Origin of the sequence: Chitinimonas sp. (assembly GCF_041904975.1) — a bacterium.
Classification (GTDB): Bacteria; Pseudomonadota; Gammaproteobacteria; order Burkholderiales; family Chitinimonadaceae; genus Chitinimonas.
Genome location: NZ_JAYRLZ010000103.1, coordinates 1 through 14,137, shown reverse-complemented (window position 1 = coordinate 14,137; position 14,137 = coordinate 1). Strand labels below are relative to the sequence as shown.

Sequence of the window (14,137 nt, the reverse complement as noted above, 5' to 3'; positions counted from 1 at the left end):
GGACCTGTGGGGACGCGGCCTGATGCAGATTGCACTAGGGCTTTTGCTGGACTGGAGTTTCGAGCATTTCAACCTGCACCGGGTCAGCGCCAACTACCTGCCCGACAACCACCGCAGCGGCCGCCTGCTGGCCAAGCTCGGGTTCGAGCGCGAGGGTTATGCCCGCGATTACCTGCTGATCGATGGCCTGTGGCGTGACCATATCCTGACCTCGCTTGTTCGCGAGAACTGGCAGGCGCGCGACTTCACCGCGAATCTGGTTGAGGGCGGCTCAGGTCGTCTGCCGCGCTAGATGTGCCGGGGGGCAGGAATCATGCCCGCGTCAGCTTACCGTCGGCTCTGGCGGGGCTTCCTGCTCCAGGGTCAGCGATAATTCACCGGCCAGCTGTACCGGCTCACGGGTGACAAAAATCAGCGTCTGCCGCATCAGGCCTTGTCGCAGGTTCACGGCGATGGACTTGGTGATCTTGTCGTAGCGGGCGTTATAGCCCTGCTCATCGGGCTTGTGTTCGGCCAGCAGGCTGCCAGGCTTTTGGTAGATGCGACCGAAGCTGATCTTGCTGCACACCTCCGAGCTGTCGGCCAGTTTGCAGATACCAGGCAGATCCAGCTCCGCCACCCCCAGGGCCAACACCGCGCCGCCTTCGAGCTTGTTGGCCCGGCAGGTTACCGTGCTGTAGGGATCTTTCTTCTTGCCGATGCCGAACATGACCGCTCACTCCTTGGGCGCCGCAATGCTTTGATCAACACACGCTGCGGCATCGACGCCGGATGGCTGCTGCCATTACCTGTCGCTCAGCCTTCGCGTGTTACCCGCAACACTTCTTCCAGTGTAGTGCGCCCGGCCAGTACCTGGGCGATGCCGTCGCTGCGCAGGCTGTGCATGCCGATCCGGCTGGCATGTTCGCGGATATCCGCCTCGCTGGCGCCTTCATGGATCAGGGCGCGGATCGCATCGTCCACCACCAGCAGCTCATAGATACCGGCGCGCCCCTTGTAGCCAAGATGATTGCAAGCCGAGCAGCCCACCGGCCGGTACAGGGTTTGCGGCCGGTTAAGCCCCAGCGCAGCCATTTCCGCCGCATCGGGCTCGTAGGCCTGTTTGCACTGCGGGCATAAGCGCCGGTACAAGCGCTGCGCCAGCACCCCGATTACTGAGGATGCCAGCAGGAAGGGCTCGATGCCCATATCCACCAGCCGGGTAACCGTGCCGGGTGCGTCATTGGTGTGTACCGTCGCCAGAACCAGGTGACCGGTCAGCGACGACTGCACCGCGATCTGCGCGGTTTCCAGATCGCGGATTTCACCGATCATGATCACATCCGGGTCCTGGCGCAGGATGGCGCGCAAGGCTCGCGAAAACGTCATGTCGATGCGGGTATTGACCTGGGTCTGGCCGACACCGTCGAGGTCGTACTCGATCGGGTCTTCCACCGTCATGATATTGGTGGTGGCGGCATCCATGGCCGCCAGTGCCGCATACAGGGTGGTGGTCTTGCCCGAGCCGGTCGGGCCGGTCACCAGCACGATGCCGTGCGGCTGAGCGATCAGCTGCTGCATGGCGGCGAGGGTCGCGCCTTCCATGCCAAGCTTTTCCAGATTCAACCGGCCGGCCGATTTATCCAGGAGACGCAGCACCGCCCGCTCGCCATGGCCGGTGGGCAGGGTCGACACCCGCACATCCACCGGGCGCCCGGCAATACGCAGGGTGATGCGGCCATCTTGCGGCAGGCGTTTTTCGGAAATATCCAGATTGGCCATCACCTTGATACGCGACACGATGGCGGCATGCAGCGCACGCTTCGGTTCGACCACATCACGCAGCTTGCCGTCGATGCGAAAACGCACCACCGAGCGGGTCTCGAATGGCTCGATATGGATATCGGATGCGCCTTCGCGCAAGGCCTCGGTCAGCACGGCATTGATCAGGCGGATGATCGGCGCGTCGTCTTCCGATTCCATCAGGTCTTCGATGGCCGGCAATTCCTGCGCCAGCCGGCCCAGATCGAGATCGGCCGCCACATCTTCGGCCACATCGGCAGCCTGGCTATCCTGACGCGAAAACAGCTGGGCGATGCGGGCATCGAACAGCTCGGCGCTGACTGTTTCCACCCGTACCGGCCGCGCCAGCATGCGGCGCAGCTCCATCAAGGCACTAAGGCCCGCGCCTTCGCGCAGCAAGACGTCCACCGCGCCGTCGCGTTCAGCCAGATCCACCACGCCACCATGGCGGGCAAAGCCATAATTGGCCAGGCGCTGATAACTCATGGCTGCTTGGCCGGCGTGTTGGTGCTAACCGCCGCCCCCTGGCGCACATCCAGCGTCGGCAGGCTCACTTCCGGCAGATTGGGCAACATCACATGCTTGTCGGCATGGTAGCCGCCCTGCACGCCTTGCAGCATCTGGTAGCGCTCGTTACTCAGCGACTGGGCGCTCTTGCCGTCGCGCAACACCACCGGGCGCAGGAATACCATCAGATTGGTGCGCTTGCTCGAGCGCTGCTGAAAGCGGAACAGATTGCCCAGCACCGGGATATCGCCGAGCAAGGGCACGCGGTTATCACTCTGGGTCAGTTTGTCTTCGATCAGGCCGCCCAATACGATGATCTGGCCATCGTCGACCAGCACCTTGGAATCGATCGAGCGCTTGGCGGTGGCAATGCCGGTGCCCTGGGTATTCACATTGACATCGATACTCGACACCTCCTGCGACACCTGCATGGTGATGGCGCCGCCCTCGGAGATTTGCGGGCGGATCTTCAGCTTGATACCGATATCCTTGCGATCGACCGTGGTGAACGGATTCTGGTTGGCACCAGTCGACGACTGCGTACCGGTAACAATGGGGATATTCTGCCCGACCAGGATGCTGGCCTCTTCGTTATCCAGCGTCAGCAGATTGGGCATGGACAGGATATTGCCATCGCCATTGGCTTCCAGCGCGCTGGCAATCACCCCGAGATTGGCCTTGTTGTTCTTGTCGGTCAGGCTGCCATTCACCACACCCAGCATGAAGCCAGGCGCCAAGGCGCCAGGGTTCTTGGCCAATGCGGCGGCCCCGATGGAAGCCAGGCTACTGCCGTCCGTGCCGATATTGCTCAGGCCGACCGCATTCACCTTGTTATTGCCGCCGCCAACCAGCCACTGCACGCCAAAAGCGCCGGATTTGTCGACCTTGACCTCGGCAATCATCGCTTCCACATATACCTGGGCGCGGCGTGCATCGAGCTTCTCGATCACCGCCAGGATATTGTTGTAGATATTGTCCGGCGCGGTGACGATCAGCGCATTGGTGGTCGGGTCGGCTTGAATCGCCACGCCGGCCATGGCCTGACCAGCACCGCCGCCCGAGCTATACACCGGCGCGGGCGTTGGCGCCGTTGCAGCATTCGGTGCACCGGCCGCAGCATTGCCACCGCTCGAGGCCACGCTGGTAAAGGCGGCACTTTGCGTCTGCGGCACATCGCCACCAGTGAGGATGGCTTTCAACGTGGCCGCGAGCTTGGGTGCATCGGCATTTTTCAGATAGATCACATGGATATTGCCGCCGGCCGCCCCCTGCTTGTCGATGCTCTCGGCAATCTTGCGGATCTGCGCCAGGTGGGCCGGATTATCGCCACGGATCAAGAGCATATTGGCGCGCACATCGGCCAGTACCACCGTCTTGCGGATACCGTCAGGCGACGGACCGGCCACGCCACCCGCTGGTACCGACACTTCCGGCATCAGCTTGGCTATGGTCTGCGCCACTTCATTGGCTGCGGCATAGCGCAGCGGCAGGGTTACCAGCTCGGCGCTGGTTGGCTGGTCGATGCTTTCGATGATGTCATCGAGCCGCTTCACATTCTCGGCATAGTCGGTAATGACCAGCATATTCGAGTTCGGGTAGGCAGCAATCGAGTTGTTCGGCGTGACCAAGGGACGCAGGATAGGCACCATCTGCGCAGCTGATTCATTTCGCAGTGGGTAAACCTGGGTAACGATGCGATCGCCACCCGTGTTATTCATCTTGCGACTGACAGTGGCGCCATTGTTCTGCTTGGCATCGGCCTCCGGCACGATCTTGACCAGGCTGCCGGTTTCCACCACCGAGAAGCCCTGCAAGCGCAGCGCCGACAACAGGATCGGGAATACATCTTTGCGCGGTACCGCGCTCGATGAAATCACATTGACGGTACCCTTGACGCGCGGGTCGAGAATGAAATTCTTGCCGGTAATCAGCCCAACCGCCTTCACAGTGGATTCGATATCGGCGTTGACGAAATTGAGCATCACCTTGTCATCGGCCGCCATCACCTGTCCGGCGAACAAGAGAGCGAGAGCAAGGGTGGTTAACTTTTTCATGGCTTTGCCTGGTTTTCGATGCGGTAGAGCAGAGTAAGAGGGGCGCCATTGCGCACAATGTCGAGCTTGACCTTGGATGCACGGCTGAAAGTGGCATACAGCAGGGCGACATCGCCTTTTTGCTGTAGCGGGCTGTTATTGATGGCAGTCAGCACATCACCATTTTGCAGGCCAAGCACACCGGCGACCGGCTGGGCGGCCGCATCCACCAGGGCAATGCCGCCGCTGCCATCAGCCAAGCCCTTGGCCCAGTGATTGGCGCCGGACTGCCCCAGCCCGCCCACCAAGGCGGCACGCGCAATGCGGCGCTCGTCTGCAGCAGGCTCCACCGGCACGGGTGGCGTCAGCTGCGTGGCAGAGTTGACCGGAGTGATCAGCTTGTTATCGACAGGCACCGCAGCCGTTGCCGGCACGATCCCGTTAGCGGCCGGCTTGCTATCGAGCTCGATACGTTCGCGCCGGCCGTGGTTATCCACCAGGGCATGGTCGCTGGCCACTTCCACCAGGCGCACACCGCCCTCCAGCTCGTCCCCCGTCTTGGCGACCAGGGCCGGGCGGCCCGTCACTTCGAACATGGCGGCAGCCGGCGCCTCGCCCTGCGCCGCAATCACCCCGCGCAATTTATAAGAAAGGCTGGATGGTGCAGCCACACCGGCGCTGTTATCACTGAATAGGCGATTCAATGGCGACATATCCAATAGCGGCGCGCTGCTGCGTAGCGCTTGCGGCGCCGCCAGGGGCGGTTTGGCCGCCGGCGCAATTAGCTGCCATATCAGCCCCGCCAGCAACCAGGCGAGCAGCAAGATCAGCACGCCATTAAGGCAGCGGTAAAACCAGATGGAGCGAGGCAGGGATACGATCATGGATGAATTCGTGAACGCCGCAGTGAAAGCCACCGGGCAACAGGGCGCATTTATATCAGCATGGCCCGCCCCCCGCCATCGCACAAAAAGATTTGCACAAGATCGTTGACAGCCCGCAACAGCCATGTTTTAATCCGCCCCCTCGCTACCGAGCATTGATCGATAGCGAAACCAAAGCGGCGCGGTAGTTCAGTTGGTTAGAATACCGGCCTGTCACGCCGGGGGTCACGGGTTCGAGTCCCGTCCGCGTCGCCAAAAGTTTTCAAGTTTGTTGTCAGTGTTTTAAATGGCAGCAAATCAGTCGAAAATGGCGAATGTGCTGTTTTGGCAAGCGCAATAAAATGCGCAACCGGAATCAAACTGGATTTCGGGCGGTTAGCTCAGGGGTAGAGCACTGCCTTCACACGGCAGGGGTCACTGGTTCGATCCCAGTATCGCCCACCAGAAATAATAGTTTTAAAATCATCGGCGATTTGTTATAGTGCTCGCCTGATGTTTAGCAGCAAGTTGGCGCGGTAGTTCAGTTGGTTAGAATACCGGCCTGTCACGCCGGGGGTCACGGGTTCGAGTCCCGTCCGCGTCGCCAACATATTGCAAATAGCTCAATCTACGGATTGGGCTATTTGTTTTTCATGCTTCCGGTTTTTATTACCTTCAAACCGGCACGATACAGTCAATTCCTTGCAACCCCGCGCGACTGGCAATCGATATTGAATTGCTTGCAGCTGACTCAAAACACGCTCTATCCAGTAAGCAGCAATACTCGAACGCCGCAAGGCCTTCTGTATTGATTTTCACTGGAAAATCAATACATTATTTTCAGCCAGATACCATCAGGCATCTGGCCTCGTTTGACCACACCAGCTCAATCCACCAGCAGGCTGCGCTCGTTCTCCAATAGTTCATCGAGTGTTTCGCGGCGACGTATCAATCGCGCTTCGCCGGCGCTGATCATCACTTCAGCCGCCCTGGGGCGGGTGTTGTAATTGGAACTCATGGTCATGCCATAAGCGCCCGCCGACCTGATCGCCAGCAAATCCCCCTCCTGCAAGGCCAGATGGCGTTCCTTGCCAAGAAAATCGCTGCTTTCGCACACCGGGCCGACGATATCGTAAGTCTGCGCAGGCTGATCGAGGCGTTCGGTCACAGCCACTATATCGTGATGGGCGCCGTAGAGTGCCGGACGCATCAGATCATTCATCGCCGCATCGACAATGGCGAAATGCTTGGTTTCGCCTGGCTTGAGGTATTCAACCCGAGTCAGCAGCAAACCGGCATTGCCGACCAGCGAGCGGCCCGGCTCCAGCACCAGCTTGAGCTGGCGCTGCGCCAGCCGGCCAAGGATCGCCTCGGCATAGGCGGCGACCTCCGGCAACACCTCGTCGCTATAACGTATGCCCAAGCCACCACCCATATCGATATGCTCGAGCGCGATACCCTCCTCTGCCAGCGCATCAATCAGCAACAACAAACGATCCAGCGCATCGATAAACGGGCGCAATTCGGTCAGCTGCGAGCCGATATGGCAGTCGATACCCACCACCCGCAAGCCAGGCAAGGCGGCAGCGCGCCGATACACGCGCTGCGCGTCGGCAAAGGCAATGCCGAATTTATTGTCTTTCAAACCGGTGGAGATATACGGATGCGTCTTGGCATCCACATCCGGATTGACGCGCAAGCTGACCGGCGCCGTCTTGCCCAAGGCGTCGGCGACACGACTCAGGCGCTCCAGCTCGGCCTCAGACTCCACATTGAAGCAGTGAATACCCAAGGAAAGCGCCGCCTGCATTTCATCAGCCGTCTTGCCAACCCCGGAAAACACAATGCGCTCGGCCGGCACGCCCGCCGCTACGGCACGCGCCAGCTCACCGGCCGACACGATGTCGCAACCAGCCCCGAGCTTTGCCAGCGTGCTCAACACCGACAGATTGGAGTTGGCCTTCATCGCATAGCAGATCAATGGAGACGCACTGGCAAACGCGTCGCTGTAGGCACGATAGGTCGCCATCAGCGCCGATTCGGAATACACATAGCAGGGCGTGCCAAAGCGGGCGGCAATATCGGTCAACGCCACGCCGTCAACACAAAGCTCGCCATCCGGGCTGCGATCGAGCTTCATGGCTTTGTACCTTCCGGGGCCGGCTTGGTGGCCGGCAGATACAGGGCACCCTTGTAACCGCAGGCAGCGGTCAGCAGGCAGGCTATCAGGCAAACAACAAGGAGGCGCATGGCAGAGGGGCCGGACAGAGTAAAATGGCGATACTAACAACCACAGCGACCCCGGCCAATGAATGAAAGCGAATTTCTAAATATCAGCGATGCCCTGTTTGATCGGATTGAAGCCGCGCTGGATGCCGCCGAGCTGGATCTGGATATCGATCGCAACGGCAATGTCATGGAAATCGAGTTCGATGACGGCGCCAAACTCATCATCAACCGTCACCTGCCCAATGCCGAAATCTGGGTAGCGGCGCGCTCGGGCGGCTTTCACTACCGACTGCGCAATGGCGCCTGGTGCAATACCCGCGATGAAGGCGATCTGTTCGCCCAGCTTGGCGAACTGATCAAGGCTCACGCCGGACAGGCACCCGGCTTTTGAGCTGGCTATATGCACTGAGCGCCATTCCAGCCAGCTGGGGAATGGCCGGGCTATTCGTGTCGGCATTCCTGTCTGCCACCTTGCTTCCCGGCAATTCCGAACTGGCGCTCGCTGCCTGGCTCCACCTGCAACCGTCCACCGTATGGCAAGCCTTGCTGTGGGCCAGCCTCGGCAATACCCTGGGCGGCTACAGCACCTTCTGGCTGGGCCGGCGCATACCCCGCAATGCAGGTCAGACACCATCGCGAGCCTTGGCCATGGTGCAGCGCTGGGGTGTTGCCGCCTTGCTGCTCTCCTGGCTACCGATACTGGGTGACGCACTATGCCTGGCGGCCGGCTGGCTGAGGCTGCCGCGCGCAGCGGCTCTGGCGGCCATTTTCTGCGGAAAAGCGCTGCGCTACGGCCTGATCGCGCTGCCTTGGCTGATCGGCTGACCACTTCCGTGTTGCATTGCCGCAACCGTTCCACCCAAGCAGAAACAAGAACTTTATCCTTTTTAATCAGCAACATAAGCCGGATTCAGCGCTTCGCATCCAGACTTTCCCGCGCCAAGGCAACCATGGCACGCGTTGCCCCGCTTACCGTGCCCCGCCTATCATGCGGCTGTAATAGGCGGGCGCTATACCGCGCAAACGCTTTGTGGACATGCTTTCCAGCACCGTTTTTCCAAACCTAGAGAAGGAAGACGCAATGAACAAGAAACTGATCGCCCTGGCGATTGCTGCCATCGCTCCCGCCGCATTTGCTGCCGGCAATGAGGTGGTGCTTTATGGTCAAGTCAACGTTGGTGTTGTCGCCGCCGATCACTGGGACGTATTTACCTACGGCCCGAACTCGGTGTCGCAAGTCCGCGTCGATGACCTGAACACCAATTCGCGCTTCGGCATCAAGGGCGAGGAAGATCTCGGTGGCGGCCTGAAGGCTTTCTTCAAGGTTGAGCAAGGCATCGGCCCGGATGCAACTGTTGCCAATGTCGGCGTACAAGGCAGCAGCAACGGCAACGCCTTCGCCAGCCGTGAAGGCTGGGTTGGCGTGAAGGGTGGTTTCGGCAGCATCGGTCTGGGTCGCGGCAAGAGCGCCTACCAGGTCGCCACCGAAAACTTCGACCTGTTCGACGGCAACATCACCCTGGACATCAATGCCGGTGACATCGCCTACAACTTCGGCGCAGCCAAGAACACCAAGGGCGAACTGGTGATGGTTCCTGCCGGCGACAAGGTTGACGCCTTCGGCGGCGCTGCAAGCTACCGCTTCAGCAATGACATCAAGTACACCTACGAAGCCAACGGCTTGTCCATTGCCCTCGATTACGGTCTCGGCACCAAGTTCCAGGAAGACAAGGATGCAAAGACCGGCAAGTCCGGCCGCAACTTTGCCGCTTCGGTACAGTACAACTTCGAACCATTCTGGGTGATCAGCGCTTACAACAACCAGAAAGCAGTCAACGACAACAAGACCGATAACTTCCTGATCGGTGGCGGCTGGGGCGCAGGCCCTCTGAACGTGGGCGTTGCTTACGAATACAACCGTGCAACCTATGCTTCGGGCGTAAACAACAAGCAAAACCTGGTTCTGATCAACACCTCCTATGATGTCGGCGCATCGACGTTCAAGGTTGGTCTGATCCATGGCGACAAGGTCAAATCCAATGGCAATACCGTCAAGGATTCCGATTTCGACCGCTATGCCCTGGGCTGGCGTTATGGCTTGTCCAAGCGTACCGCCACCGTGGTCGAGTACGGTCATATCGACTACAAGAGCTCGTTCAAGGATGCAACCACCTTCACGGTTGGTCTGATGCACTCGTTCTAATCCTTCGGGACAAAGAATGTGTCGGAAAGGCAGCTTCGGCTGCCTTTCTTGTTTCTAAGCTGCGCCCATGCAAAACGGAGACAACAGATGCTGAAGGAATTCAAGGAATTTGCCGTACGCGGCAATGTGATCGATCTCGCCGTTGGCGTCATCATCGGCGGGGCATTCGGCAAGATCGTCGATTCACTGGTCAAGGATGTGATCATGCCGCCGATCGGCCTGATCCTTGGCAATGTCGACTTTGCCAATCTGTTTGTGGTGCTGAAGGCCGGCGCAAAGGCCGCAGGGCCGTATGACACGCTGAAGGCCGCACAGGACGCCGGCGCCGTCACCCTCAATGTCGGCCTGTTCTGCAATGTGCTGATCAGCTTTTTGATTGTTGCTTTCTCGGTATTCTTGCTGGTGCGCACCCTCAATCGCCTCAAGCGCGCCGAGGCACCCGCCGAGCCAGAAGCCGTTCAGACCAAGGCATGCCCCTACTGCTATAGCCAGATCGCACAACAAGCCAGCCGCTGCCCTTGCTGCACCTCGCAGCTTGCGCCCTAGGCCATGGTGGCGCGCCAGTTGATCGTGCTGGGTGGTGGCGGCTTTTCCATGGAAAACTCGCCGCTGCTTGATCGCTATTTTCTTGCTGCCACGGCAAAAGAGCGCCCGAAGATCTGCTTTGTCGCAACCGCCAGTGGCGACGCGGCCGACTACCAGCTGAAATTCTTCCGGGCGCACGCCGCCTACCCGTGCCAGGCCAGCCAGCTTTCCCTGTTCCGGCCACATACCGCCGATTTGCGCAGCTTTGTGCTGGAACAAGATGCGATCTTTGTCGGTGGCGGCAATACCCGCTCCATGCTGGCGCTGTGGCGCGAGTGGCAGCTGGATCAACACCTGCGTGAAGCCTATGAGGCCGGCGTAGTCATCGGCGGCATCAGCGCCGGCATGATTTGCTGGTTTGATGTTGGCCTGACCGATTCCATTCCCGGGCCGCTGACCGCCCTGCCCGGCCTTGGCTGGCTGCCCGGCGGCGCCTGCCCGCACTACGACGGCGAAACGGCGCGCCGCCCCGGCCTGCACGCCATGGTGGGCAGCGGTGCCATGCCTGACAGCTGGGCGGCAGACGATGGTGCAGCGCTGCATTTTATCGACGAGCAACTGCACCGGGCGGTATGTTCCCGGCCCGATGCCAAGGCATGGCGGATTACCCGTAGTGAGCCAGGGTTGGTTTGCGAAAAAGCCATGACAATGCACTATCCGGGATGAGCCGAAAATCGCACAAACCCCATGTTTACAAGGTTTCGTAGCCTCCTGGCCGCTCAATCCGTGTAAACTGCGCGACCAGCGGCCGGGTCAACCCGGCCAGGCATGCGGTTTTGGCCTGTCCGAGACCCAACACCACATTCACTACAATCGAGGGAGCCTGCAATGAACCAAGCCCAACTTATCGACGCTATCGCCGAACAAGCCGCACAAGACGCCAAGGGCGGCCAGGCCATCACCAAGGCCGATGTAACCCGCGTCCTGCTGGCCATGACCGGCGTGATCCACGCCCAGCTCAAGGCTGGCGAAGAATTGACCCTGCCAGGCATTGGCAAGCTGAAGGTGCAAGACAAGCCCGCCAAGATCGGTCGCAACCCGAAGACCGGCGCCGAGCTGCAGATTCCGGCCAAGCGCGTGCCGAAGTTCACTGCCGTAAAGGCTCTGAAGGATGCAGTAGGCGGCTAAGCCCCCCTGCAAAGAAGAAGGCGCCACTGGCGCCTTTTTTATTGTGCGATACCGACATGCAGAGCGCGCGAGCGGCAAAGAAAAGCCCCGTTTGACACGGGGCTTTTCAATCAGGACCAACTCTGGCCGGTACTATTCGGTCTGGTACACATAGGGCTTTTGCTTGAGCCTGGCCGCTTCAGCATCACGCTGGAAATCACGATCCACCGTCTTGTCCCACAACAGGGCCCGCCCTTCGAGCTGACCCTGCGCAACCTCGGGATGCTTGTCGAGGAAGTCGCGCAGGAATTGGGTGGTTTCCGATACATAACGGGTGTCTTTGAACAACGGCATGGAGCATTTCCTCATTAAGCGTGTGGCGATTATAGCCGCAGAAGGCCAAGGCCGCGATGCGCCCGGCTTGACGACGCTCCGCCACCCGCCTAGATTTTCATATTGAATCAATCAGTTAGGAAAGCCCGAAACCAATCGGGTATTCAACTTGAATAGCAGGCCCCGCGAAAGCCGGGACCTAGCCGGGAATGGGTAAGTCGTTGATTCCTCGTGGATCCACTCCCCCTGCCCCTGCCCCCGCCACCACCGGGGAGTCTGACGGGCGGCCGGTTTACCGGCCTGATACCCACAGGACAGGAGCGCTACCGCGCTTTTTGTGAGTACGTGGATTCGTTCAGCGCTTCCTTAGTAAAGAATGCTGCTCCTGAATCGGCGCGCGGCGCCATAAGACTGACACCTACCCTACCATGTCCGAGCCATCCACTCCTGCCGTTACAGCATCCAGCACACTGCAATACCGGCCCAGCGCCGCCGCAGTGCAGCTCGAATGCCTGTGCCAGCTACAGGAGATGGGCGGCTTTCAACAAATGGCCAGCGCCATTGCCGCAGGTGATCTGGAGCGCGCTCAGCGCAGCTACCAGACCTTGCTGCGCCGCGCCCCGCGCCCCGCCGATGCAGCGACCGAGATCAGCACCCCCTTGACCGAGCAATTTGAGCAACTCGGTCTTGCCTTGCAGGTACAAGATCCGGCACGGGCAGCAAGACTTATGCAGAATCTGCAGCACATGGTAGAGACGGCGTCCCAGCAGCACCGCCATGGCAGGCGCAATACCGGCGGCGCCGTTGCAGCTGCGCCGCGCCATATCATCGATATCAAGGTCTAGCGCGCTGTAACAGCGGCATCGGCCACCTGGACAATCTCTGGCACACATGACCACGACGTCGCACTTATGTTCGCGCCGCGTCAGTGTATCGCGCCAGCCTCAGAAAATTCCCCGGTTCGGCCATAAACCATGCAAGGCGCACCGCCCGAATACACTGCATTTTGTTGTTAACAATCAATGCCTTACCAAACAAAGAGCAAGCATTAAGGAAATATTTAAGCTGGCTTAACCGTTTAGGCTAATGACATGCCATTTGCATAGTGGTGTAGTTCGCTCCGCAATTATCCAAATGTCATTAACCCCGAAGGAAAAGCCATGACATACAACACACACCTCGGCTGGCCGCGCGCCGCCTTGCTGGCCCTCGCAGTAGCAGGTGCATTCAATGCCCACGCCGCGAGCCGTACCGACCTGAGCCAGAACGTGCAACTCGACGGTGCGCTGGCAAATGTGGATCTGCGTGCTACCACTGCAACAGCCACTACCGCCGACGGCGGCCGCAAGATCAAGTACCAGCAGTACTTCAATGGTGTGCGTGTATGGGGCGAAGCAGCTCCGGTTGGCTATGTCGGCAAGGCCGGCAACGGCCTGAGCGATAGCGCCGTCACCTTCAGCCATGGCACCGTGGTCAATGGCATTGCTGCCGATCTGCCTGCTGGCGCCACCCCGCGCCTGAGCAAGGCCGATATCGCCCGCCTGGTACGCAACCTGGCCGCTTCGCAAGGCCTGCGTACTGCCAGCGCCGAGCTGGAAGAGTCGGAACTGGTGGTGCGCCTGGATGAAAAGAACCGCGCGCAACTGGTGTATATCGCCTCGCTGCATATCCCGGGCAACAACCCGACCAGCCCTTCCTTCATGATCGATGCCAACACCGGCGCAGTGATCCAGAGCTGGGACGGCCTCGCACACCGTGATGCACACGGCCCTGGCGGCAACGAGAAGCTCGGCAAGTACATGTATGGCAAGGATTACAAGCCACTGAACATTACCCAGGATTGCGTGTTCGACAACGAGAATGTCAGCACCATCGATATGGGCAACGGCACGGCTGCGGTCAACACCCTGTTCAAGATCGCAAACTGCCCGAGCACCGGCACCCCGGTCAATGAGGCACGCGCCATCAACGGTGCTTACTCGCCGGAAAACGACGGCCACTTCTACGGCGGTGTCGTGTTCAATATGTACAAGGACTGGTACAACAGCCGTCCGATCGAACAAAAGCTGACCGTGCGCGTGCACTACGGCAACAACTACCAGAATGCTTTCTGGGACGGCCAACGCATGACCTTCGGCGATGGCGGCAGCAGCATGTATCCGCTGGTATCGCTGGGCGTGATGGCGCATGAAGTCAGCCACGGCTTTACCCAGCAGAATTCCGGCCTGATCTATCGCGGCATGTCGGGCGGCATGAACGAAGCCTTCTCCGATATGGCAGCGATGGCCGCCGAGCAATACATGTTCGGCAAGCCAAGCTGGCTGATCGGTGGCGAAATCGTCAAGGGCGGCGCCGACAAGGCCCTGCGTTACATGCTGGATCCGGAAAAAGATGGCCGCTCCATTGGCCACGCCAGCAAGTTCACCAATTCGCTCAATGTTCACCACTCCAGCGGCGTCTACAACAAGGCCTTCGCCCTGCTCGGCACCACCGCC

Annotated in this window: 16 protein-coding genes and 3 tRNA genes; 12 read left to right on the top strand and 7 right to left on the bottom strand. The window is 59.8% G+C overall.

Annotation, left to right across the window (positions count from 1 at the left end; translation table 11 throughout):
• On the top strand, positions 1-292 hold a 292-nt coding region (locus tag ACE3OH_RS11395), incomplete at its 5' end, for a GNAT family N-acetyltransferase (RefSeq protein ID WP_374352311.1).
• 30 nt (positions 293-322) lie between these two features.
• Here ACE3OH_RS11395 and ACE3OH_RS11390 read toward each other — a convergent pair.
• The 4 genes from ACE3OH_RS11390 to ACE3OH_RS11375 all read right to left on the bottom strand — a co-directional run bounded on the left by ACE3OH_RS11390 (position 323) and on the right by ACE3OH_RS11375 (position 5,206).
• Positions 323-709: a hypothetical protein gene (locus ACE3OH_RS11390; RefSeq protein ID WP_374352308.1), complete on the bottom strand. Its 387-nt coding sequence runs from the start codon at positions 707-709 to the stop codon at positions 323-325.
• Between the two features lie 86 nt (positions 710-795).
• Positions 796-2,268: a type II secretion system ATPase GspE gene (gene gspE / locus ACE3OH_RS11385; RefSeq protein WP_374352305.1), complete on the bottom strand. Its 1,473-nt coding sequence runs from the start codon at positions 2,266-2,268 to the stop codon at positions 796-798.
• Complete coding sequence (gene gspD, locus ACE3OH_RS11380) at positions 2,265-4,343, bottom strand: type II secretion system secretin GspD (protein WP_374352302.1); 2,079 nt, start codon at positions 4,341-4,343, stop codon at positions 2,265-2,267. Before gspD ends, gspE begins: the two co-directional genes overlap by 4 nt.
• On the bottom strand, positions 4,340-5,206 hold the full coding sequence (locus tag ACE3OH_RS11375) for a type II secretion system protein N (protein WP_374352299.1): 867 nt from the start codon (positions 5,204-5,206) through the stop codon (positions 4,340-4,342). Before ACE3OH_RS11375 ends, gspD begins: the two co-directional genes overlap by 4 nt.
• A gap of 178 nt (positions 5,207-5,384) precedes the next feature.
• On the opposite strand from ACE3OH_RS11375, the gene ACE3OH_RS11370 reads away from it, so the two are divergent.
• The 3 genes from ACE3OH_RS11370 to ACE3OH_RS11360 all read left to right on the top strand — a co-directional run bounded on the left by ACE3OH_RS11370 (position 5,385) and on the right by ACE3OH_RS11360 (position 5,792).
• Positions 5,385-5,461 (top strand) — tRNA-Asp (locus tag ACE3OH_RS11370).
• 114 nt (positions 5,462-5,575) lie between these two features.
• Positions 5,576-5,650 (top strand) — tRNA-Val (locus ACE3OH_RS11365).
• 65 nt (positions 5,651-5,715) lie between these two features.
• Positions 5,716-5,792: transfer RNA gene (locus ACE3OH_RS11360), tRNA-Asp, on the top strand.
• Between the two features lie 279 nt (positions 5,793-6,071).
• Here ACE3OH_RS11360 and lysA read toward each other — a convergent pair.
• Together lysA and ACE3OH_RS11350 are read right to left on the bottom strand one after the other, a co-directional pair.
• A complete protein-coding gene (gene lysA, locus ACE3OH_RS11355) occupies positions 6,072-7,325 on the bottom strand; it encodes a diaminopimelate decarboxylase (RefSeq protein WP_374352294.1) in 1,254 nt (417 codons plus the stop codon).
• The gene (locus ACE3OH_RS11350) at positions 7,322-7,435 is read right to left on the bottom strand and encodes a lipoprotein (RefSeq protein ID WP_374352291.1); all 114 of its coding nucleotides are present in this window, start codon (positions 7,433-7,435) and stop codon (positions 7,322-7,324) included. The genes lysA and ACE3OH_RS11350 overlap by 4 nt, the downstream gene beginning before the upstream one ends.
• 58 nt (positions 7,436-7,493) lie before the next feature.
• Here ACE3OH_RS11350 and cyaY point away from each other — a divergent pair, with 58 nt between their 5' ends.
• The 6 genes from cyaY to ACE3OH_RS11320 all read left to right on the top strand — a co-directional run bounded on the left by cyaY (position 7,494) and on the right by ACE3OH_RS11320 (position 11,330).
• Positions 7,494-7,805, top strand: a complete 312-nt coding sequence (gene cyaY / locus ACE3OH_RS11345) for an iron donor protein CyaY (protein WP_374352288.1) — start codon at positions 7,494-7,496, stop codon at positions 7,803-7,805.
• On the top strand, positions 7,802-8,239 hold the full coding sequence (locus ACE3OH_RS11340) for a YqaA family protein (protein ID WP_374352285.1): 438 nt from the start codon (positions 7,802-7,804) through the stop codon (positions 8,237-8,239). Before cyaY ends, ACE3OH_RS11340 begins: the two co-directional genes overlap by 4 nt.
• A 256-nt stretch (positions 8,240-8,495) precedes the next feature.
• Complete coding sequence (locus ACE3OH_RS11335) at positions 8,496-9,617, top strand: porin (protein ID WP_374352282.1); 1,122 nt, start codon at positions 8,496-8,498, stop codon at positions 9,615-9,617.
• An 87-nt stretch (positions 9,618-9,704) separates the two neighbouring features.
• On the top strand, positions 9,705-10,163 hold the full coding sequence (gene mscL / locus ACE3OH_RS11330) for a large conductance mechanosensitive channel protein MscL (RefSeq protein WP_374352279.1): 459 nt from the start codon (positions 9,705-9,707) through the stop codon (positions 10,161-10,163).
• 3 nt (positions 10,164-10,166) lie between these two features.
• Complete coding sequence (locus ACE3OH_RS11325) at positions 10,167-10,868, top strand: Type 1 glutamine amidotransferase-like domain-containing protein (protein ID WP_374352276.1); 702 nt, start codon at positions 10,167-10,169, stop codon at positions 10,866-10,868.
• A gap of 162 nt (positions 10,869-11,030) precedes the next feature.
• Complete coding sequence (locus tag ACE3OH_RS11320; RefSeq protein WP_374352273.1) at positions 11,031-11,330, top strand: HU family DNA-binding protein; 300 nt, start codon at positions 11,031-11,033, stop codon at positions 11,328-11,330.
• Between the two features lie 132 nt (positions 11,331-11,462).
• On the opposite strand, the gene ACE3OH_RS11315 is transcribed toward ACE3OH_RS11320, so the two are convergent.
• Positions 11,463-11,663: a DUF3460 family protein gene (locus ACE3OH_RS11315; RefSeq protein ID WP_374352270.1), complete on the bottom strand. Its 201-nt coding sequence runs from the start codon at positions 11,661-11,663 to the stop codon at positions 11,463-11,465.
• Between the two features lie 407 nt (positions 11,664-12,070).
• Here ACE3OH_RS11315 and ACE3OH_RS11310 point away from each other — a divergent pair, with 407 nt between their 5' ends.
• Together ACE3OH_RS11310 and ACE3OH_RS11305 are read left to right on the top strand one after the other, a co-directional pair.
• Complete coding sequence (locus tag ACE3OH_RS11310; protein ID WP_374352267.1) at positions 12,071-12,487, top strand: hypothetical protein; 417 nt, start codon at positions 12,071-12,073, stop codon at positions 12,485-12,487.
• A 315-nt stretch (positions 12,488-12,802) separates the two neighbouring features.
• The coding region (locus ACE3OH_RS11305; RefSeq protein ID WP_374352264.1) for a M4 family metallopeptidase at positions 12,803-14,137 on the top strand (1,335 nt) is incomplete at its 3' end.

Excerpts from the sequence above, each read along its gene's own strand:
- ACE3OH_RS11310 (WP_374352267.1), top strand. The coding sequence starts at position 12,071 with ATGTCCGAGCCATCCACTCCTGCCGTTACAGCATCCAGCACACTGCAA.
- ACE3OH_RS11315 (WP_374352270.1), bottom strand. The coding sequence starts at position 11,663 with ATGCCGTTGTTCAAAGACACCCGTTATGTATCGGAAACCACCCAATTC.
- ACE3OH_RS11375 (WP_374352299.1), bottom strand. The coding sequence starts at position 5,206 with ATGATCGTATCCCTGCCTCGCTCCATCTGGTTTTACCGCTGCCTTAAT.
- gspD (WP_374352302.1), bottom strand. The coding sequence starts at position 4,343 with ATGAAAAAGTTAACCACCCTTGCTCTCGCTCTCTTGTTCGCCGGACAG.
- ACE3OH_RS11320 (WP_374352273.1), top strand. The coding sequence starts at position 11,031 with ATGAACCAAGCCCAACTTATCGACGCTATCGCCGAACAAGCCGCACAA.
- mscL (WP_374352279.1), top strand. The coding sequence starts at position 9,705 with ATGCTGAAGGAATTCAAGGAATTTGCCGTACGCGGCAATGTGATCGAT.
- ACE3OH_RS11350 (WP_374352291.1), bottom strand. The coding sequence starts at position 7,435 with ATGCGCCTCCTTGTTGTTTGCCTGATAGCCTGCCTGCTGACCGCTGCC.
- lysA (WP_374352294.1), bottom strand. The coding sequence starts at position 7,325 with ATGAAGCTCGATCGCAGCCCGGATGGCGAGCTTTGTGTTGACGGCGTG.
- ACE3OH_RS11335 (WP_374352282.1), top strand. The coding sequence starts at position 8,496 with ATGAACAAGAAACTGATCGCCCTGGCGATTGCTGCCATCGCTCCCGCC.
- gspE (WP_374352305.1), bottom strand. The coding sequence starts at position 2,268 with ATGAGTTATCAGCGCCTGGCCAATTATGGCTTTGCCCGCCATGGTGGC.
- cyaY (WP_374352288.1), top strand. The coding sequence starts at position 7,494 with ATGAATGAAAGCGAATTTCTAAATATCAGCGATGCCCTGTTTGATCGG.
- ACE3OH_RS11325 (WP_374352276.1), top strand. The coding sequence starts at position 10,167 with ATGGTGGCGCGCCAGTTGATCGTGCTGGGTGGTGGCGGCTTTTCCATG.
- ACE3OH_RS11390 (WP_374352308.1), bottom strand. The coding sequence starts at position 709 with ATGTTCGGCATCGGCAAGAAGAAAGATCCCTACAGCACGGTAACCTGC.